General features: G+C 66.5%; 22 protein-coding genes and 1 pseudogene. 20 read left to right on the top strand and 3 right to left on the bottom strand.

The window, feature by feature from the left end; genetic code table 11:
* Positions 1-29 precede the first annotated feature (29 nt).
* Both HWX07_RS11885 and HWX07_RS11880 read right to left on the bottom strand, forming a co-directional pair.
* Positions 30-599, bottom strand: coding sequence for an Hsp20/alpha crystallin family protein (locus HWX07_RS11885; RefSeq protein ID WP_054475737.1), 570 nt, complete (start codon positions 597-599; stop codon positions 30-32).
* A gap of 35 nt (positions 600-634) precedes the next feature.
* A complete protein-coding gene (locus HWX07_RS11880) occupies positions 635-916 on the bottom strand; it encodes a helix-turn-helix domain-containing protein (protein ID WP_082380429.1) in 282 nt (93 codons plus the stop codon).
* Positions 917-1,199: 283 nt separating this feature from the next.
* Between HWX07_RS11880 and HWX07_RS11875 the strand changes: the two genes are divergently transcribed.
* Entirely contained in the window at positions 1,200-1,460 is a 261-nt protein-coding gene (locus HWX07_RS11875) for a hypothetical protein (protein ID WP_157139402.1), read from the top strand.
* A gap of 135 nt (positions 1,461-1,595) precedes the next feature.
* On the opposite strand, the pseudogene HWX07_RS11870 reads toward HWX07_RS11875, so the two are convergent.
* Positions 1,596-2,025: pseudogene (locus HWX07_RS11870) on the bottom strand (IS66 family transposase); the annotation flags it as partial.
* 139 nt (positions 2,026-2,164) lie between these two features.
* On the opposite strand from HWX07_RS11870, the gene HWX07_RS11865 reads away from it, so the two are divergent.
* The 19 genes from HWX07_RS11865 (at position 2,165) to HWX07_RS11775 (ending at position 18,515) form a co-directional block, all read left to right on the top strand.
* Positions 2,165-3,073 (top strand): LysR family transcriptional regulator, encoded by a 909-nt coding sequence (locus HWX07_RS11865; RefSeq protein WP_012761385.1) that lies wholly within the window; start codon positions 2,165-2,167, stop codon positions 3,071-3,073.
* A 539-nt stretch (positions 3,074-3,612) separates the two neighbouring features.
* A complete protein-coding gene (locus HWX07_RS11860) occupies positions 3,613-4,371 on the top strand; it encodes a hypothetical protein (RefSeq protein WP_003454930.1) in 759 nt (252 codons plus the stop codon).
* Between the two features lie 141 nt (positions 4,372-4,512).
* Positions 4,513-4,731, top strand: a complete 219-nt coding sequence (locus HWX07_RS11855) for an AlpA family transcriptional regulator (RefSeq protein WP_004265507.1) — start codon at positions 4,513-4,515, stop codon at positions 4,729-4,731.
* Positions 4,732-4,771: 40 nt separating this feature from the next.
* Positions 4,772-5,638, top strand: coding sequence for a ParA family protein (locus HWX07_RS11850; RefSeq protein ID WP_004265510.1), 867 nt, complete (start codon positions 4,772-4,774; stop codon positions 5,636-5,638).
* Complete coding sequence (locus HWX07_RS11845) at positions 5,622-5,879, top strand: hypothetical protein (protein WP_003454921.1); 258 nt, start codon at positions 5,622-5,624, stop codon at positions 5,877-5,879. The genes HWX07_RS11850 and HWX07_RS11845 overlap by 17 nt, the downstream gene beginning before the upstream one ends.
* Positions 5,872-7,533 carry a ParB family protein gene (locus HWX07_RS11840; RefSeq protein WP_040828177.1) on the top strand — a complete coding sequence of 554 codons (1,662 nt, stop codon included), beginning with the start codon at positions 5,872-5,874 and terminating at the stop codon, positions 7,531-7,533. Before HWX07_RS11845 ends, HWX07_RS11840 begins: the two co-directional genes overlap by 8 nt.
* A 12-nt stretch (positions 7,534-7,545) precedes the next feature.
* Complete coding sequence (locus HWX07_RS11835; RefSeq protein ID WP_003454899.1) at positions 7,546-8,106, top strand: DUF2857 domain-containing protein; 561 nt, start codon at positions 7,546-7,548, stop codon at positions 8,104-8,106.
* 3 nt (positions 8,107-8,109) lie between these two features.
* Positions 8,110-9,360 (top strand): STY4528 family pathogenicity island replication protein, encoded by a 1,251-nt coding sequence (locus tag HWX07_RS11830; RefSeq protein ID WP_040828142.1) that lies wholly within the window; start codon positions 8,110-8,112, stop codon positions 9,358-9,360.
* Between the two features lie 229 nt (positions 9,361-9,589).
* Positions 9,590-10,369 (top strand): PFL_4669 family integrating conjugative element protein, encoded by a 780-nt coding sequence (locus HWX07_RS11825; protein WP_004265522.1) that lies wholly within the window; start codon positions 9,590-9,592, stop codon positions 10,367-10,369.
* Positions 10,366-10,917 carry a DUF3158 family protein gene (locus tag HWX07_RS11820; protein ID WP_004265525.1) on the top strand — a complete coding sequence of 184 codons (552 nt, stop codon included), beginning with the start codon at positions 10,366-10,368 and terminating at the stop codon, positions 10,915-10,917. The genes HWX07_RS11825 and HWX07_RS11820 overlap by 4 nt, the downstream gene beginning before the upstream one ends.
* Positions 10,914-11,363, top strand: coding sequence for a single-stranded DNA-binding protein (locus HWX07_RS11815; protein ID WP_003454893.1), 450 nt, complete (start codon positions 10,914-10,916; stop codon positions 11,361-11,363). The genes HWX07_RS11820 and HWX07_RS11815 overlap by 4 nt, the downstream gene beginning before the upstream one ends.
* A gap of 277 nt (positions 11,364-11,640) precedes the next feature.
* Positions 11,641-13,656: a DNA topoisomerase III gene (locus HWX07_RS11810; RefSeq protein ID WP_004265528.1), complete on the top strand. Its 2,016-nt coding sequence runs from the start codon at positions 11,641-11,643 to the stop codon at positions 13,654-13,656.
* A gap of 805 nt (positions 13,657-14,461) precedes the next feature.
* On the top strand, positions 14,462-14,713 hold the full coding sequence (locus HWX07_RS11805) for a hypothetical protein (protein WP_003454891.1): 252 nt from the start codon (positions 14,462-14,464) through the stop codon (positions 14,711-14,713).
* Positions 14,714-14,738: 25 nt separating this feature from the next.
* The gene (locus HWX07_RS11800) at positions 14,739-15,131 is read left to right on the top strand and encodes a hypothetical protein (RefSeq protein WP_003454890.1); all 393 of its coding nucleotides are present in this window, start codon (positions 14,739-14,741) and stop codon (positions 15,129-15,131) included.
* A 103-nt stretch (positions 15,132-15,234) separates the two neighbouring features.
* The gene (locus HWX07_RS11795) at positions 15,235-15,699 is read left to right on the top strand and encodes a hypothetical protein (protein WP_004265538.1); all 465 of its coding nucleotides are present in this window, start codon (positions 15,235-15,237) and stop codon (positions 15,697-15,699) included.
* Positions 15,700-15,779: 80 nt separating this feature from the next.
* Positions 15,780-16,496 carry a hypothetical protein gene (locus HWX07_RS11790; protein WP_016451644.1) on the top strand — a complete coding sequence of 239 codons (717 nt, stop codon included), beginning with the start codon at positions 15,780-15,782 and terminating at the stop codon, positions 16,494-16,496.
* Between the two features lie 292 nt (positions 16,497-16,788).
* Entirely contained in the window at positions 16,789-17,586 is a 798-nt protein-coding gene (locus HWX07_RS11785) for a hypothetical protein (protein WP_003454887.1), read from the top strand.
* 75 nt (positions 17,587-17,661) lie between these two features.
* Positions 17,662-18,027 carry a DUF3085 domain-containing protein gene (locus tag HWX07_RS11780; RefSeq protein WP_003454886.1) on the top strand — a complete coding sequence of 122 codons (366 nt, stop codon included), beginning with the start codon at positions 17,662-17,664 and terminating at the stop codon, positions 18,025-18,027.
* A gap of 143 nt (positions 18,028-18,170) precedes the next feature.
* Complete coding sequence (locus HWX07_RS11775) at positions 18,171-18,515, top strand: hypothetical protein (protein WP_003454883.1); 345 nt, start codon at positions 18,171-18,173, stop codon at positions 18,513-18,515.
* The last annotated feature ends 82 nt before the right edge of the window (positions 18,516-18,597 follow it).

Here is an 18,597-nt window from a genome sequence, read left to right as displayed (position 1 = left end):
TGGTTTTGAGAAAAGCGAGCCGACCAGCGTCAGCCATTGATCGGGATCGAGCGCCCCTGCTTGGGCGTACTGGCCTCGCGCTTGTCCATCGTGATCGTGAGCACGCCATTCTTGAATGCGGCCTTGATCGATTCCTGGTCGGCGTTGTCAGGCAGGTTCAGGGCACGCTGGAAACTGCCGTAGGAGCGTTCGATGCGATGGAAGCCACCTTCCTTCTTTTCCTGCTCCTGGCGCTTCTCGCCCCGTACCATCAGCACGTCGTTGTCGAGCGTGATCTGGATATCCTTTTCCTCGACGCCGGGAACCTCCAAGGAAATCTTGTACTGCTTGTCGGTTTCCTGGATGTCAAGTGCCGGCTTCAGCATGCCCGGCCAGTCCGACGGCCATCGCGGCATGGCCAGCGCCGGGAAGCCGAAGCCTCGAAACGCATCGTCAAAGAGGCGGTCGATCTCGCGATGCAATTGCAGGATGGGACTGACGGGACCGCCTGCCACCGGCAGCTCATTGCGCTGCACGGGCAGCGAGGCAGTGCTCTGTTGTTCTTCATGCTCTTTCTTAAACCAGTTCCAGGGAGCCAATTTCTTGAAATCAATGTCCATGTCACACCTCCAGAAGAAAAATTGAAGAATCTCGCTCACTCCGTTTGCCTGCGGCTATGGACAGCGCGCCCAGGCGACACGGGATATTCCGCTGACTTCGGTTGCTCATCTGTACGTATCACCTCCTTTTTTCTGCCTGCTTGGGTCTGATCATTGATCCATCGATCGATTTCACTTTGACGAAACCGCCACGTCCCGCCGACCTTGAAGGCCGGAATCTCCCCGTGCGAGGCGAGCCGGTAAAGCGTCCGCTTGCCGACTTTTAAGTAGGCAGCCAACTCGTCGAGTGTGAAGATCGCCTGCTGGCGCGCTGTCATACCACCCCCACTAGTTCCGTCGTCACGCGGCCTCGCTCGAGGAAATTCTTGCAAGACTTTGCTGGATGATGCACCTAACATGCAGAAAGTCAACAGCCAACATCCAGCGATCTGCTGGCCGATTGATGTGAATCAATCGTAAGCAGCGAGGAAACAAATGTTGGCTGCCGCCGCGATGGTGCTCCCCAAGTCGTCAATCTGTAGCCATGTGAAGGGGAAGTCCATGAACGAGATTGCGCGAGTCGGGATGGATCTGGCTAAGCGGGTTATCTAGGTGCATGCGGTGGATGCGCGCGTGGTGGTTGCCAAGGCGCTGGCCGCTGACAAGTTTGCGGCCCGGTGCGCGCAGTTGCCTCCCGGCTGCCTGGTGGCCCTGGAGGCCTGCGGCGGTGCGCATCACTGGGCACGCAAGCTGCGCGGCTATGGGCTGGATGCGCGGCTGATCGCAGGCCACTTCGTCACGCCCTACCGCATGGCCGGCAAGGGACGCAAGAACGATTCGGCCGATGGGCAACCCGCCCGCACATGCGCTTCGTGCCGGTGAAGACGCCGGCGCAGACGCTGCTGACCACCCATCAGCTGCGCAAACCTCCCGATTCACTCACGCAGCTGATTCCTGCTTGCCTAGGGACGACCATGTAAGCCGCAGATGGTCGGAGTCCTTTGCGACCAGCACCTACGTGAGCAGCCCGGAGGTGGGGATGCCCTTGGCGATGATCTCCGCCGGGACTGGCGCCTGGGTCAGCGTTCGGCACCTGTGCGCAGGTCCACTTGCCGCGGATGTGGCACTCTACCGTGAATACGCCCGGTGTGTTGTCCAGCTTCTCGCTGATGCGCTTGAGCGCACAGCCGCACGCGCAGCGAGTGTTCTCGGGCTCGTGGTGGCAGTCCACGCGCGGCAGGTCCGCCGGCAAGGCGGTGCGCTTAGGCATCGCGCCAGGCGTAGCCGGCGGCTTCTTCTTGCCCAGCAGTTCCTGGAGCTGCGCCTCAGCCGCGGCAAGGTCGGCGTCCAGAGCCTCGTCGAACAGCGCGCGTTGTTCGGCATCGAGCTGCTCGCTCTTCTTGCCGAACTTCAGGCGTCGCAGCTGGGCGATCTCGAACGAGAGCTTCGCCGTAGGCGCTGACATGGGCGAAAAGCATCCGAGCATCACCCCCCAGGATGGCTCTCATCTCGATACAGAGGTGAATCCTCCGCACTATTCGGCTCCCTACGATGATATGGACTGATCACATCGGTAGGGAGAAAGCATGAACTTACGCCATCTTCGCTGCTTCATCGCCGTAGCCGAGGAACTGCACTTCGGCCGGGCTGCTCGACGGCTGCACATCGAACAGTCTCCACTGTCGCGCACGATCCGCCAGATGGAGGCGGATTTAGGGGTGCCGCTGCTCAACCGCTTGCCACGCAGTGTTCGTCTCACACCGGCGGGACAGGTCTTCCTCGAAGAAGCCCGGCGCGTACTGCTGGCCTTCGAGCAAGCGCAGACCAAGGCACGCGCCGCAGCGAACCAGCGGAACACGCTGCGCATCGCACTATCTGGTGACATGGGGCAGGCCCGCTTGTCGGCGTTGCTTGCGCTTTGCCGCGAGGAGGCACCACAGGTCGGCATTCGGATATTTGAAACGCCACTGGCGCAGTTGGTGACTGGACTGCGCAACGACTTGTATGACGCAGGTTTTGCATTGGCTGGTGAAATGGACGCCGGCATCGTCGCCATGCCGGTGTGGCGAGACCCGCTGGTGGTGGCTTTGCCCGCCAGGCATCCGCTGCTGGCTTTCAAGGAAGTGCCGCTGGAGGAAGTGGCGAGCTATCCGCTGGTGCTGTGCGATCCCCAGGTCTGCGAAGGTTGCAGCCGGCAGCGCGAACGGCTGCTCCGCACGGTGGATGCGCAGCCGACGGTAGCCGAGTACGTCAAGACCCATTCCCTGATGCTGGCCCTCGTGGCCGCCGGCTACGGCGTGGGCTTTTCGAGCGCGGCGCATCTGGCGGGTTGCCATCAGGCCGATGTCGTCGTGCGGCCGCTGGCCGACGAGACCGCTTCGCTGACGACCTATCTACTGCGACCCGAAGGCGAAATCATGGAGCCGCTGCGGCAGTTCATCGACCGCGTGGAGCGTGTCGGACGCCCGCAAGGCACCGATCAACGCCCGATGTGACGCGGGGATTTTGGACGGTACGATTCCCTTTCGGTCTGGACCTTGACCCGCATTGCATCGGCGGCCGACCTTTTGCGTCACGGGCATGGATGGCGAATCGGGCCTATCCACCCGGCATCAAGCAAGGCACCTTCAAGCTGTCGAGGTCACAGCAGTGACGCAGAACGCATGAGCCCTTGCTGGATGCAAACCGGCTCAGCCGGAAGTCGCATTGGCGCTTTACCCCACCCGTATTCCTACGAAAACTTTGCCCTGGTTTTCCGGTAAAGCGCGGCATCCCTTCCTGATCGAACTTGGATGCGCGGCTTTTCAGACCGTTGCGCCGGTAACAAGATTTTTCGCAGGTGCATTATGGTTGAGGTGTAGCGGGCACCGCAAGGAGGTTTGCCCCCTGCGTAACGCTCGGCGACATCGCCGCACCCAACGTCCACCACGATGCCGACCGGCTCGCGCTTCATCGGGTTCTTTGGGCAATCGCTGCGCCCATGTGGGCCGCGCGCGCTTGCCATGTGTCGATCCGACGATGGGAAGAGCGCGATATGCCGAAATCGAGCAGCCACGCCTTTGGCGCAAAGACGTACTACCGACCGATCGAGGCGGCCGTCCGCTGGTGCGGTCTCCTGCGCTTCGAGCAGCGTATTCTGGAAGCGCTGGAGCAGCGTGCCATGCCGGAGCCCGGCGAATTCCCGCGCTGGCCGCTGCTGCGCCTGTATGCCGAGCGCATCTTCGACGCGCTGACGCATGGCGAATTGCCCGGTGGCAAGGCCGGCATCGTGCTGGACTCGCAGCGGCCGGCGCTCGACGACCCCGAGCTGACCGTGCGCCACGTGGACTTGAAAGCGTGGATGTCGCAGTTCTACCCCGGCGATCGGCCGGGGTTTTTGTTTGACGGCATCGAACGCGCGGTGCATCCGGCGGTGAGCGTGGACACGCTCAACATTCTGCTGGCCGATCGCGAAGCAGCGAAGTCGCAACTTGCCGAACTTGCCCTGGTGCATGAAACGCTGCGCACCGCGCACGAAGCACTGGCGAAGGAACATGCCACGCGCGCGGCCAACGACGAACAGGCGCGCGAGCCTGGCCTGCGCAGCGAGACGACTTACCTCAACATCATCGGCGGACTGCTGACGCTGCTGCTGGGCAATTCGCCGTCAGGCGCGGCCTATTCGTCGTTCCGCAGCATGGATGCCGTGGTCAGCGCGCTGATCGCACACCATGAGGGGCGGCCGGGTCTCAGCGAGCGGACGCTGTGGAGCAAGCTCGCGCAGGCGCGGCGCCACCTGGAGGCGTCGCGCTGACGACGCGGCCAGCATGATGCCGATGCGGCGCACTGCAATTGCAGTCGCTGCTTCTGCAATTGCAGTGATTTCGGCGACCGCGGTGTATTGAATACGAGGCACTTTCCGAACAGCGCCAGTGAGCGTCAAGGAGTGTCTCTCATGTCTTCGCAGACCACCGCGCCGGCAGTGCCGGCCGAGCACCGCATCCTGCGTCGCGCCGAAGTCGAGGCCAAAACCGGCTTCAAGCGCGCGCACATCTACAGCCTGATGAAAGAAGGCAAGTTCCCCAAGGCGCTGCGCTTGGGCGTGCGCGCCGTGGGCTGGGACTCGGAGGAGGTCGAGCAATGGATCGCCGATCGCCTCGATGAGCGCGCCTGACGCTTTTCCTCGGTACATGCCATTCAACCGGGAGAGGCCCATGCAGGTGGTGTCCATCATTTCGACCAAGGGCGGCGTCGGCAAGACCACGACGGCGGCCAACCTGGGCGGCTTCGCAGCCGACACCGGGCTGCGCGTGCTGCTGCTGGACCTGGACGTGCAGCCCACGCTGTCGAGCTACTTCACGCTGGCCGAGCGCGCGCCGGCCGGGATCTACGAGATGCTGGCCTACAACGAGCAGCGCGCCGAGCAACTGGTGTCGCGCACCGCGATCGAGCGGCTTGACCTGGTGCTCTCGAACGACGACCGCGGCGAGCTGAACACGCTGCTGCTGCACGCGCCCGATGGCAGATTGCGGCTGCGCCACCTGCTGCCCACGCTGGCGCCGCACTACGACCTGCTGCTGATCGACACCCAGGGCGCGCGCAGCGTGCTGCTGGAGATGGCGGTGCTGGCCTCGAACTTGGCGCTTTCGCCGGTGACGCCGGAAATCCTCGCGGCGCGCGAGCTGCGGCGCGGCACGCTGCAACTCATCGAGGACATCGCGCCGTACCGCCACCTCGGCATCGAGCCGCCGCCGCTGCACCTGCTCATCAACCGCGTGCATCCGGTGTCGTCGAATGCGCGGCTGATCCAGCAGGCGCTGCGTCAGGTATTCCAGGAGCAGCCTGGCGTGCGCGTGCTGGACACCGACGTGCCGGCGATTGAAGCCTATCCGCGCGCCGCGACGCGCGGACTGCCGGTGCATCGGGTGGAATACCGCCAGCCGGCGGGCCGCACGGCACCTGCCGCATTGGAGACCATGCGCGCGCTGGCCGGCGAGCTGTTCCCGGCGTGGCAGGAGCGCTTTGCGCTCGTCACCGGCCGAGGCGACGCGGGAGGGGCCGGCCATGGCCAGCGCACATGACCTGGCCCGCGGCCACAAGCGGCTGCGAGGGCTGATCGAGTTCGCCCTGGGAGAAGGTTGGAAGGTGGTGCGCACCCGCGGCGGGCACCTGCTGTTCACGAAGCAAGGCTGCGCGCCGATCTACACCAGCTCGACGGCGAGCGACCACCGCGCCGAGCGCAACGCCCGTGCGCAGCTTCGCCGCGCCGACCGACAGGCGGCCCAGGGTGTTGCAGCATCTCAGGAGAATGGCCGTGGCTGACCTGACGCCGCAGGACATGGCCGCCAATCTGCTGGCCTCGGGCTTCGAGCGCAACGGCCCTTCGGTCGCGGCCCTGAGCGACCCCATCGCCGACACGCCGATGGTGGTGACGCTGGACCAGTTGCGCCCCTACGACCACGACCCGCGCGTGACGCGCAACCCGGCCTACGAGGACATCAAGGCCTCGATCCGCGAACGCGGGCTCGATGCGCCGCCCGCGATCACGCGCCGGCCCGGCGAACCGCACTACATCATCCGCAACGGCGGCAACACGCGCCTGGCGATCCTGCGCGAGCTGTGGAGCGAGACGAAAGACGAACGGTTCTTCCGCATCCCCTGCCTGTTCCGCCCGTGGCCGCAGCGCGGCGAAGTGGTGATGCTGACCGGGCACCTGGCCGAGAACGAGTTGCGCGGCGGGCTCAGCTTCATCGAGCGGGCCTTGGGCGTGGAGAAGGCGCGCGAGTTCTACGAGCAGGAAATGGGGCGGGACAGCGGCCAGCCGCTGTCGCAGAGCGAGCTGGCGCGGCGGCTTACGGCCGATGGCTTCCCGCTGCCGCAGTCGCACATCAGCCGCATGCAGGACGCCGTGCACTACCTGCTCCCGGCGATCCCCATGCTGCTGTACGGCGGGCTCGGCCGGCATCAGGTGGAACGGCTCGCGGTGCTGCGCAAGGCCTGCGAACGCACCTGGGAGCGGCATGCCCTGAGGCGCAACCTGTCGATGGACTTCGCTACGCTGTTCCAGGACCTGCTGGCGCAGTTCGACACGCAGCCCGACAACTTCTCACCGCAGCGGGTGCAGGACGAGCTGGTCGGCCAGATGGCCGAGCTGCTGGAAGCGGACTACGACACGCTGAGCCTGGAAATCGACGACAGCGAGAGCCGGCAGCGCGCATTGACCAGCGATCCTGCGCCGCTGCAGGCGGCAAGACCTGCGGTGCCGGCCGGGCCACCGCGACCACCGTCACCGCCTTCGCTGCCGCCCGGCCCCTCGGTGCAGTCGTCGGAGCCTGGCCCTGGCCAGGCTGCGCAGGCCGGTTCCACGCCGGCCGCCAGCGACAAGGGCATGCAGCAGGATGACGAACGCCTGCAGGGTCACATCGTGTCCCCGGCCCCGACCACCGAACGCCTGCAATCCATCCAGCGCATGGTGGCCGATCAGATGGGCGACAAGCTGCCCGACTTCGAGGCCGACGCGCTGCGCGCGATCCCTGTGCAGGCGGGCGGGCTCTACCCCATCTCGGATGTCTGGTACATCGAGCCCGGCCTGGATGTGCCGGATCGGCTGCGGGTGCACATCGCACAGTTCGCGCGCGAGATCGCCGAGGAAGCCGACGTGGCCGGGCAGGTCGAACCCAGCGAAGGCGGCATGGGCTTCGTCTGCGTGGCGCCCCCGGCGGTGCGCGCATTGCCTCCGTTCGCGTGTGCGGTGCTGACCTTGCTGCATGCGCTGTGCGCCGCGCCCCGACCCGCCCCCGGCTTCGATGGCGCCCGGCTGGCCGACGACCTAGCGGCCTTGCTGCATGGCGGCGGCGCATATCCGCGCCTGAGCGATGCCGGGCTGGTAAAGCTGTTCCGGCTGCTGCGCATGGCGCGCCGGCTGCTGGATCTGGAGACCGGCGCGGCCTCCAGCAACCCCGGCCACGGCGCCTGAGCAGAGGCCATCATGTCGGCACCGCATCCGCTCAACCAGGCCGTCATCGCACAGGCGCTGCACGACCTGCGCAATGGGCAACTGCGGCGCTGCAAGGCGATGGGCTTCGGCGAGGAGGAGCTGGACGCGCTCAAGCACCCCGAACTCGTGAGCATGCTGGTGAACGCCACGGTGTCGTGGTGTTCGGTGTCGGTGAACCGCGATGTGCTGAAGCGGCTGCTGAGCCAAGTGCACGACGTGGAGCGAGAGATCGCGACGGTCGACCGCATGCTGCGCCTGGGCGCCAGCACGGAGATGGTCAGCCGCTTCTACGGGCTTACGCACCAGGAGGTGGCCCTGCGCCGCGACATCCTCGGCCTGCCCAAGCGCAAGGGGCGGCATCCGGTGCTGGACGAGGCGCAGGACACGGCGCTGTGGAAGCAGTGGAAGGCCGGCGTCATGGAGCGCGGCATCGCGCTGGACGATGAGGTGGCGATGCTGACGCTGACCATGGACCTGGCCGAGACCTTGAACCTGCCGATGTCGGTGATCTGGTCGGCGATACGCAACTGGATCGACCAGGGGCTGGTGTAGGCCATGGCGACCGGCGGCGCACCCCGGCGCGATGGCCCCGTGGCGCTGTCGGCACTGTTCGACGACGCGCTGCGGGAACTGGTGCCACGGGCACCACCGACACCGCCAGCCCCGCGCGGCGCTGCTGCTGCATTGCCGGCCGCGCCGGTCAGCGACGGCTTCCTCTACAGCGGCAACCGGCACGAGAGCGTGCCGCGTGCGCTGTTCCTCGACCGGCGCCTGACGCCGCTGGAGCGCAACGCCTGGCAGGTGCTCCGCCTGCAGCTCCAGAGCGACGGCGTGACGGCGTTCCCGACCTACGACCAGCTTCGCCCCTACCTCGCCTCGATGCCCTGCGCGGCGCAGGCCTCGCACGAGACCGTGGCGCGCGCCTTGACGCTGCTGCGGCTGACGCGCTGGCTGAGCCTGGTGCGACGGCGCCGCGACCCGAAGACCGGGCGCATCCTGAGCAACCTCTACGTGCTGCACGACGAACCGCTGACACCCTTCGAGGCGATGCAGCTCGACCCCGACTACCTCGGCCTGGTCAGCCAGGCGCTGACCCATGCGGCGAAGGCGGTGCAGATCGTCGGCATGAACACCCTGCGCGAGATCGCCGAAGACCCGATGCTCAACGGCCGCACGCTGCCCACGCGGCTGCAGGTGCTGGCACATCGCATGGCGCGCAACGAATGGGCGGACGCGAGTTATCCACAAGCGCCTGTGGATCACGAATCCGAAGAAGGCCAGGACGGCCTGCTTCGGAATCTCGAAGGCCCGTCTTCGGAATCCGAAGCAGGGCTGAAATCCGCGCCAGACGGCTCACTTCGGAATCCGAAGGAGGACCGTACTGTACGTATGGATCGTATAAATCAAGTACGTACAGTACCGCGCGCGAAGTCGTTGCAGCACCTGCGCCTGCCCGAGCGCCTGCTGCGCTTGAAGGACGAGCAGCAAAGCGGCGCGATGGTGGCCTTGCAGCAGGTGGACGAGTCGCTGCGGCAGGCGGTGTTGGACGAATGGGATGCGCGCTGCCGCAAAAGCGCGGTACGCAACCCGGCCGGCTATCTGTTCGGCATCATCCAGAAGGCGATGCGCGGCGAGTTCAAGGCCTGGGCCGGCGAAGGCGGTTCGCCATCGACGCCGCCTGCGCCGCCGCCACGGCCAGCCGCACCGGCACCGTCTGCACCGCCACCGCCCGCGCCGAACGGCCCTGGCCGCGAGGCAGCGCGGGCCTACCTGGCGAAACTGCGTTCAACCCTGGGCGATTCCTGAGCAGCTATCCCCAGGGGATAGCTGGGACACGAAGCCTTCCAGGCATCGGCTTCGGTTCTGTCATGCGTCGCACGGTCGCAGCCCGGCGCGGACCTATCCCCTGGGGATAGACGGAACACGCGACCTTCCGGGGCGACAACCGGGAGCGCACCCGCTGCGGTTTGTTGACTGACGCCCTTCCGGGCGATGCCGATGCTGGCGGCTCGTTCCCGTACCGCGAGTCGTCACCATGGCCAATGAATCCCAGCCGCCCCTGCAGTTGAATCTCGGATCGCTGCGCAGCGCGATGTCGCTGACGCTGCACACCCACCACGCTTCACGCATCTGGCATGGCCGAGCGCCTGCCGAGGGCCGGCCCGGGATCATCGGCCTGAACGGCTACATCAGCGTGATGAACAAGATGAAGCGCGGCGCCGAGCAGGACGATCCCTACTCGGATTTCTGGATGCTGCGCATCGAGGACAAGCTGACGCAGACCAAGGACAGCTTGCAGGCGCTGCGTGAGCAGGTGGACCAGGCGCTGGCCGACGTGCCGCCCGCGCTGTCGCTGGGCGAGAACATGAACGTGCAGCCCGTGAAGCTGCCGCTGTTCGTCAATGCGCAGCTCGGCTTCATAGCGGTGTACCTGCTGGCCGACTACGACGACCTGGCCCGCAAGCTGATCCTCGCCCACCACACCGCGCTGATCGACCGCAGCACGCTGGAACGCTGGCTCAACGACGGCGCGCATGCGCTGCGCAGCCTGTTCTCGCTGGCACAGCAGTACCGCTACTCCGGCGCGACGCGCGACGACTTCGCCTCGAAGAACGCGGTGGCGCGGGCGGCGCTGGAGAAGTTCGGCGAGTTGCCGCAGGACGTGCTCGAAGGCACGCGCCGCTCGCGCTTTGCGCCACCGATCGCACGGCGGTCGGGCAAGCCTGGTAAAGCCGCGGATGCCGCACCCAGCGCTGGCGCAGCCGACGTGGCGGACGACGACCACGACCATGACGGCGAAGGCACGAAGGCATGACAGCATCGTCTTCCAACGGCCAACCGGCGCGCTTCCTGCCGCTGGAACAGGCGGACTTCCAGCGCCTGGAACACGGCTCCTACCTAAAAGGCCTTTTACAGCCTTTTAAAGGTAAGGGGAGTCTGGAGGCCTGGGCCAACCAGTGCACGGCGCTGCGCGACGACTTAATCGGGCTGGCGCAGCGGCGCGTGCTGCAACAGGCGCGGGCCTACCCCTTCTCGCTGCTCGACGTGCAACTGGCCCAGCAGACCACTGGCGCAGGCACGACCTTCCTGCGCTGGCGCAACCACGACCGTTCTTCCATGGGCGTGGCGCTGTGGGAATCGCTGCTCGACCGCCCGGCGACGCCGGCCTCGCTGATCGACGACCTGTACGCGATGGAGCTGCAGCGCATCGCTTTGAACATGCAGATCAGCCTCCTTCACACGCTGGGCCGCCAGGCCCAGGAGTGCGCCAGCAAGGCCGCGCAGGCCGAAGCGGCTTACCTGCGACGTGTCCACGGGCATGCCGCGTCGGTTCCATCCACCACCCCCAAGGAGTCTCCATGAGCACGCACTTCGTCGGCGAGGGCAACATCGGTTCCGCGCCGGACTATCGCGAATTCCCTAACGGCAACGACGAGCCGCGCCGGCTGCTGCGCCTGAACGTCTACTTCGACAACCCGATCCCAAAGAAGGACGGTGAATTCGAGGACCGCGGCGGCTTCTGGGCGCCGGTGGAGCTGTGGCACCGCGACGCCGACCACTGGAAAGACCTGTACCAGAAGGGCATGCGCGTGCTGGTAGAAGGCCGCACGGTGAAGGACGAGTGGGAGGACGCCGACGACAACGAGCGCACGACCTTCAAGATCGAGGCCCGCCGCATCGGCATTCTGCCGTACCGCATCCAGGCCGTGACCCTCAGCGCCAGGACGCTGGAACCCGAGGCCGCAGTACCGCCGCCGAAGGAGACCAAGGGGACGAAGGCGTCGAAGGAAACCAAGGCCAAGGGCTGATTCCCCGCAGGGGGCGGCTGTAGCAACCGTCAGACGCCCGCCATGCACCAGCTATCCCCAGGGGATAGCTCCAGGGTGTTCCACCGGGTTCCAGCCGCCCTCCCGAAACGACGCTCCCGCTGCGCCAGCCGTTGCGGCTTCGCGCATGCCGCTGCGGCAACGCATCGCCTGCCGATCACAAAGCGGTGTCTGCGCCAATCGGCTTCCTTGCTGCCGTCATCCGCTGGCCCGGCCAAGCTGGGGCCATCCGATGACCGCACACTTCCAAGGAGGCTTCATGCGCGTGTTCCTGTGCGAGAAGCCGTCCCAGGGCAAGGACATCGCCCGTGTGCTGGGCGCCGGCCAACGCGGCAACGGCTGCTACAGCGGTGCGGGTGTCGTCGTGACCTGGTGCATCGGTCATCTGGTCGAAGCGGTTCCGCCCGAAGGCTACGGCGAGCAGTACAAGCGCTGGGGCATCGAGCAACTGCCTATTCTTCCCGAGCGTTGGCGTGTCGAGCCCAAGGCGGCGACCGCGGCGCAGTTCAAGGTCGTGCAGCAGCTCGTCGCCAAGGCGGGCGAACTGGTGATCGCGACCGACGCCGACCGCGAGGGCGAGATGATTGCCCGCGAGATCATCGAGCTGTGCGGCTACCGCGGCCCGATCCAGCGCCTGTGGCTGTCGGCGCTCAACGATGCGTCGATCCGCAAGGCCCTGGGCACGCTCAAGCCGTCCGCCGAGACGCTGCCGCTTTACTTCTCCGCGCTCGCCCGATCGCGTGCCGACTGGCTGATCGGGATGAACCTGAGCCGCCTGTTCACGTTGCTCGGGCGCCAGGCCGGCTACACCGGCGTGCTGTCGGTCGGGCGCGTGCAGACACCGACGCTCAAGCTGGTGGTGGACCGTGACCGCGAGATCGCGCGTTTCGTTTCGGTGCCGTTCTGGGCCATCGAGGTTGCACTCTCACATGCGGGCCAGTCCTTCGTCGCAAGCTGGACGCCGCCGCAGGGCAGCACCGACGACGCCGGCCGCTGCCTGCAACAGCCGGTGGCGCAGCAGGCTGCCGAGCGCCTGCGCGCGGCCGGTGCCGCCCAGGTGCTGTCGGTGGAAACAGAGCGCGTGCGCGAAGGGCCGCCGCTGCCGTTCGACCTCGGCACGCTGCAGGAGGTGTGCTCGAAGCAGTTGGGTCTGGACGTGCAGGAGACGCTGGACATTGCCCAGGCGCTGTACGAGACGCACAAGGCGACCACCTATCCGCGCTCGGACTCAGGCTACCTGCCCGAGAGCATGTTGGCCGAGGTGCCCACCGTACTCGACAGCCTGCTCAAGACCGACCCCGGCCTGCGCCCGCTGATCGACCGCCTGGATCGCCAGCAGCGTTCGCGGGCCTGGAACGACGGCAAGGTCACGGCGCACCACGGCATCATTCCCACGCTGGAACCGGCGAACCTCTCGGCGATGAGCGACAAGGAGCTGGCCGTCTACAGGCTGATCCGCGCCCACTACCTCGCGCAGTTCCTGCCGCACCACGAATTCGACCGGACGGTGGCGCAGCTTACGTGCGGCGGGCAGTCGCTGGTCGCGGTCGGTAAGCAGATCGCGGTGGCCGGATGGCGCCAGGTACTGGCGGCGCCGGAGCCCGACGACGCGGACGGCGAGGAAGCGCAGCGCGGCCAGGTGCTGCCGGCGCTGCGTGCTGGAGCTTCCTGCCAGGTCGGCCAGGTCGATCTGAAGGCGTTGAAGACGCTGCCGCCCAAGCCCTACACGCAGGGCGAGCTGGTCAAAGCCATGAAGGGCGTCGCCAAGCTCGTGACCGACCCACGCCTGAAGCAGAAGCTCAAGGACACCACGGGCATCGGCACCGAGGCCACGCGCGCCAACGTCATCAGCGCCTTACTGGCACGCGGCTATCTTGTGAAGAAGGGCCGTGCCATCCGCGCATCGGATGCGGCTTTCACGCTGATCGACGCGGTGCCGGCGGCCATCGCCGATCCGGGCACGACGGCGGTGTGGGAGCAGGCGCTGGACATGATCGAGGCCGGCCAGATGACGCTGGACACCTTCATCGCCAAGCAATCGGCCTGGGTCGCCCAGCTCGTGCAGCAGTACCGCGGCGCAACGCTCCCCCTCAAGCTGCCGCCCGCGCCGAGCTGCCCGCAGTGCGGCGCCCCGATGCGCCAGCGCACTGGCAAGAACGGCGCGTTCTGGTCGTGCAGCCGCTACCCGGACTGCAAGGGCACGGAGCCGGTCGAAACCGCGACAGGCAAGCCCGCAGCGCCAAGCCCGCGGCGTCGGTCTCCGAAGGCGAGCTGACGCCCACGTTTCCCTCTGCCACGCCGGCTGCTGCCGACGGCGGGGCAAACCTCCCGCACCCCGCGGGACTCCCCAGCGCGCGTTCCCTTCTGCAACGGTGTGCGCGTCCTGCAGGCCCATCACGGCCTGCTGGGCGAGAAGGTCATTTCTCCCCGGATCGCGTTCGCCGCGGTTCCCCTGATCGAGGTGCTTCCGCCGATACGCGAGCGGTCTCCTGACGCCTTGGTGTGCAAAACTGCGAGGCGCCAGGAGACCGCTTGCGGTCGACGGTATTCGGTGCCGGTGCCCGCCGGCGGAACAACGGGCTCCCTTTGTGTGTGGATGCACGCCAGAGGATTCCGGCCCCCAGCCACGAAACGGGCCGGGTGAGATTGCTGACGCAGCGAATGGCTTTGACGATGGCCTGGCCTGCTTGCAGCCCACAGGTGGATTGATTTCTCTCCAGCCGAAGCCTTGCGAGGCTTCGGCGCCTTTGTCGTGGGCGAACGGAATCGTGCATCGCTGCTCTTGCCAGCGCTCGGCCCAAACTGGACGGCGTTCGGTTCCGTTTGATCAGCGACGGAGGGCCGCCGCGCTTTCATTCTTCCCGCATGTGTCGCTGACGGTCGTCAGCACCATGCCCTGGCAGCCCCGGTCCTCAAGGCTGCAACGCGGTTCGCCGCGTTGACCGATCCAGTCCGCTTCGCACCGACCACCGCGGACGCGCGTCGCCACGACGCGGGTGCTTTTCATGTTCAACCCTTCGGGAGGTATCCGCTCCCGTCAGGGCGTGGTGCTCCCGGTCTTCAACCAACAGGAGAAAACCATGTCCCTTGCGCTCGCATCGGCACCTTTGAGTGCTGAACAGGCCCGAGCCGAATCCATCGGCTACCAGGCCCTGGCCTGCGTCGGCAAGCGCCTGCCCCTGCAAGTGCTGTGCAGCGCAGCCGGCCACTACATCGGCACCGCCGATGCGGACGGCCCGGTCTCGCGGGAGTCGGTCAGCTACTTCCGCTCGCACCACGCCGCCGAGCACGCCCTGCAAACGGGCCGCTGGCAGCAGCGCCTCCACCCGTGATGTCCAACCACCAGGAGCCCATGTCATGAACCGTGCCCTGCCTCAAGAGGTACTTGATCAGATCGAGCTGGAACACCAGCACTTCGCCGCCGCGCCCCAAGCCTTCTTCGAGGCGTGGAAACGCGGCGTCGACATCGCCGGAGCCGAATGGTTCGGCGACGGCACCCGCGAAGGCCTGCAGCGTGCCACCACCAAGTGGGATCTGCGGCCGAAGCTGCTGATGCTCAACGATGCCCTCGGCGTCCTGAGCAGCGGCCAGCGGATGTTCCTGTCCGCGATGGTGAGCTTCTACAACGCCCGCGAGGGCGGTGCGATGCTCAAGCGTTGCGGCTTCGAGGGTCTGTCCGACCTGGGCGGCCTCGACCTGGAACGGCGCAAGGTCGTCGCCGACCTGACGCTGAACTACAACGGCTGGTGAGCCGCGCTGCGGCCTGCCGACGTTCTTCTTTTCTTCCCACCCCACGAGGGACATGCGTCCCTGCATGGGGCCATGTCCCTCCTTTTCTTGAAAGGAGTGATTCATGTCCCCTGACTTTTCCATCGGTCTGCTCGTGACCGACGACGACATCGATGCGGTCATCCTTGAAGGCTGGCCGGCCGACGTGCGCAAGCCGCGCATCGTGGTGTTCGACTACGCCGGCAATGATGTGCCCGACGAGTATGTGCTGCATGTCAGCAGCGGAACCCCGAATACCGGATTGACCGGGCGCGAGGTGTTCCCGGTCGAGTACGGACCCGACTGCCGCTACCCATCGCCCGCTGAAGTCCTTTCGGTGCTCGATGCACCTAAGCCGGCCGGAAAACCTTCCGCGCTGAGCATCGCCCGCAACGTGCACCAGAGCATCCTCAACCTGGATGCGCGGCTGGATCGCCTGGAGCAGGCGCCGACCGGCGACGACTACAACCGCCTGTACCAGCTTGCGAATGGCGGCCTGCTCGACCTGTTGAAGGCGCTGGGCGACCCGTCCTCTACCGCTGCCGGCTGACCGGCTGCCACTTCATCCACCCGCTGGGGTTCAATCCCCAGCAGGGGATTGCCTCGGCCATCCCCTGCTGGAGAAATCCCATGTCCTACTCGAACAACAATCCCTTTGTCCGCGGCTACGACGGCCTGTCCGTCCAGCGGCTGCTCGCCATCTCCTACGACGACGACTGCCCGCTGACCTACCTGCCGCTGCATCCTTCGCAGTCGAATCTGCCGGACAGCCAGGTCGAACGGCGGGCCTGCATCTTCTCGGACGACTTCGTGCTGATCACCGAGGACCAGGTGGTCCCCAACGAGTTGCAGGCGCAATGCCGCAGCCACGGGCTCGCCCGCAACGTGGTCTATGCCGTGATGGCCGAGGAAGACGGCAAGCCACTGCACGTGGGCGACACTTACTCCGAAGAAGCGGCGCGGGAAGTCGTGCGGCGCCTGCGCTATGAAACCGGCTACTACAGCCGGTGCTGGGAAATCAGCAGCGCGCACCTCGACGCCGACGCACACCGCTTCCTCGCCGAACTGGCGGACATCGCCACGCCGACGCTGTTCCTGTTCGTCGCCTTCCGCATCCCGTACGGCCCGGCCATCGGGTTGAAGCTGATCGCCACGCCCTGGACCGACGAGAACCTGCGCGCGGTCGAAGGCATCACGGCCAAGCGGCTGATGCAGGAGCATCGCAAGAAGGGCATGCCGGAATCCCTCATGCACGTGCTGCACCTGGCCGCGCTCGCCGACGTGCGCATGCTGGTCTTCGATGCCGATGCGCAGGTGCTGGACGGCCTGCCGATCTACGACGACTGACACCACCTTTCGAGCCCCCACGCGGGGCTCGTATTCTTTCTGGACGAAGCCGGTGGACGCGCAGTGCCGATTCCCCCGCGTCGCTGGCCCACGCCTGACGCACGCTGCTCGCATGTTCGCTGGCGTTGCCGGCAAGCATGCCCAGGCAGTCGAGACCTTCGAGGCTGCGGCACGGTTCGCCGTGCTGGTTGCTATTCCTTCTCCGGGCGCATGTCGCGTCCATCCACCTCACCCCCAAGGGACACACCTCCCTTGCGGGCGGAAGTCCCTTGGTTGCCACAAGGAGTCTTCCATGGATACCCAAGCCATCCGCGCACAGATGCCGACGCTGGTTCGCGGCCACGTGCCTTCCAACGTCCGCAGCTTCAAGTTCAACATCTTCGACGGCCAGCCCAAGGTTTCGACGCTGGGCTTCCACGTTGATCCCAAGCCCTTCGAGGGCAAGGTCATCGCCACCACCGACGAGGCCATCGTCGTCAAGACGGGGCGGGCCGAGTTCGCGGTGCTCGACAAGGCCCTCGTCACCGACGTGCCCGACGAAGGCGCCAAGGTGCAGGTCGAACCGTATGCGCGGCGCCGCTTCGACGGCTTGCGCGCGGATACGCCCGAGGAGAGCACTGAGTTCACCGCCGACGGCCAGCCGTACACGGTGAAGCGGCTCATCCTGGGTTCCGCGCCGGCCAAGCTGCCGATCCCCGAGCCGCAGTGCCCCGAGCTGCAGGAGCTGATCCACCAACTGGAGCAGTTGCCCGCGCCCGATGGATTCCGCCGCATCACGCACCTGCTGGTGGATGCCGGCGCGCGGGACTTCACGGTGGTCGATCCGAGCCCCAGCAACATCATCGCCACGCCGCCGGCCATCGGCTTCACCGTCGCTTCGGCGAAGTTCCAGGGGCGCGTCACCGTGCTCTACGAACGCGGCCTCGACACCTACGCGGTGGAGCTGCATCGCGAAGGCGAGCTGGTCGAGCGGGTCGATGAAGTGTTCTTCGACACCTTGGGCCAGGTGCTGGAGCGGCTGATCGACGACGGGAGCTGGCGCCTCATCCGCGTACAGCGCCTGTCCGGTCGCAAGCCCGTCCAGCACTGATCCCCTCACGTCCCCAAGCGGCTTCCCGTCCTCGCGGCGGGAAACCTTCTTCCTTCACCGTTGGAGACCACTTCCATGACTGTTCGATTCAAAGGCACCGAGCTTCGGCCCGTGCTTGCCGAGGCGGCGGCCAACCAGTGCCGCGTCATCCTGGTCAAGGACCAGGGCGTGTATTTCATGGCCGAGCACGGCGAGAGCCGGCCCGATGGGCGGCGCAAGACCATCGCCTACGCCGTGGGCTGCAACCCCGATGTCGATGCGTTCGACGACTGGTGGGAACTGGCGCGCGCCGAATTCGGCGGCGACGACTTCGGCGAGTTCTTCGCCCTGCAGGAACGGGTCCTCACCCGTATCCTGCACAGCGAGGACGACCTCGAAGTGTCGGCCACGGTCACGCACCTGTCGATGCAGGCGGTATCCGCTGCACCGGCCGGCCACTGACCGTACTGCTTCCCAGCCCCCTTCACGGGGGCTTCTCTTTATCTCGTGCCGCGGCCCATGGCCGCATCGCACGCGCTCGTCTCCAGTCCGGCTCGGGCCGCTCACGCCGGCATCTGCCGGTGCCACCGCCTGGTGACGCCTGCATGCGAGACCCGTTCAAGATCGAGCAACCGACCTGCATCAGCTTCAGCGGCGGCCGCACCAGCGCGTACATGCTCTGGCGCGTGCTGCAAGCCAACGGCGGCCTGCCCGCAGATGCCGTCGTCTGCTTCGCCAACACCGGAAAAGAAGTGGAAGCCACCTTGCGCTTCGTGCGCGACTGCGCCGAGCACTGGCAAGTGCCGATCCACTGGCTGGAGTACCGGCCCATCGAACCGGGCTTCGTGGTGGTGGACTTCGATACCGCCAGCCGCGCGGGCGAGCCCTTCGAGATGCTGGTCCGCAAGCGGCAGTACCTGCCCAACCCGGTGGCGAGAGGGTGCCACTAATGCGGACAGCCGCCGGTGCCGATTGCCGCTCGCGCGGGCGCGCGCCTGGCGCCACGCTGCCGCCATGTTCCGCTGACGCCCG

The organism is Burkholderia sp. BCC0097, assembly GCF_902832985.1.
Lineage (GTDB): Bacteria > Pseudomonadota > Gammaproteobacteria > Burkholderiales > Burkholderiaceae > Burkholderia > Burkholderia orbicola.
Note: the sequence above shows the minus strand (reverse complement) of the source record. Positions and strands in the feature narration are given on the sequence as shown.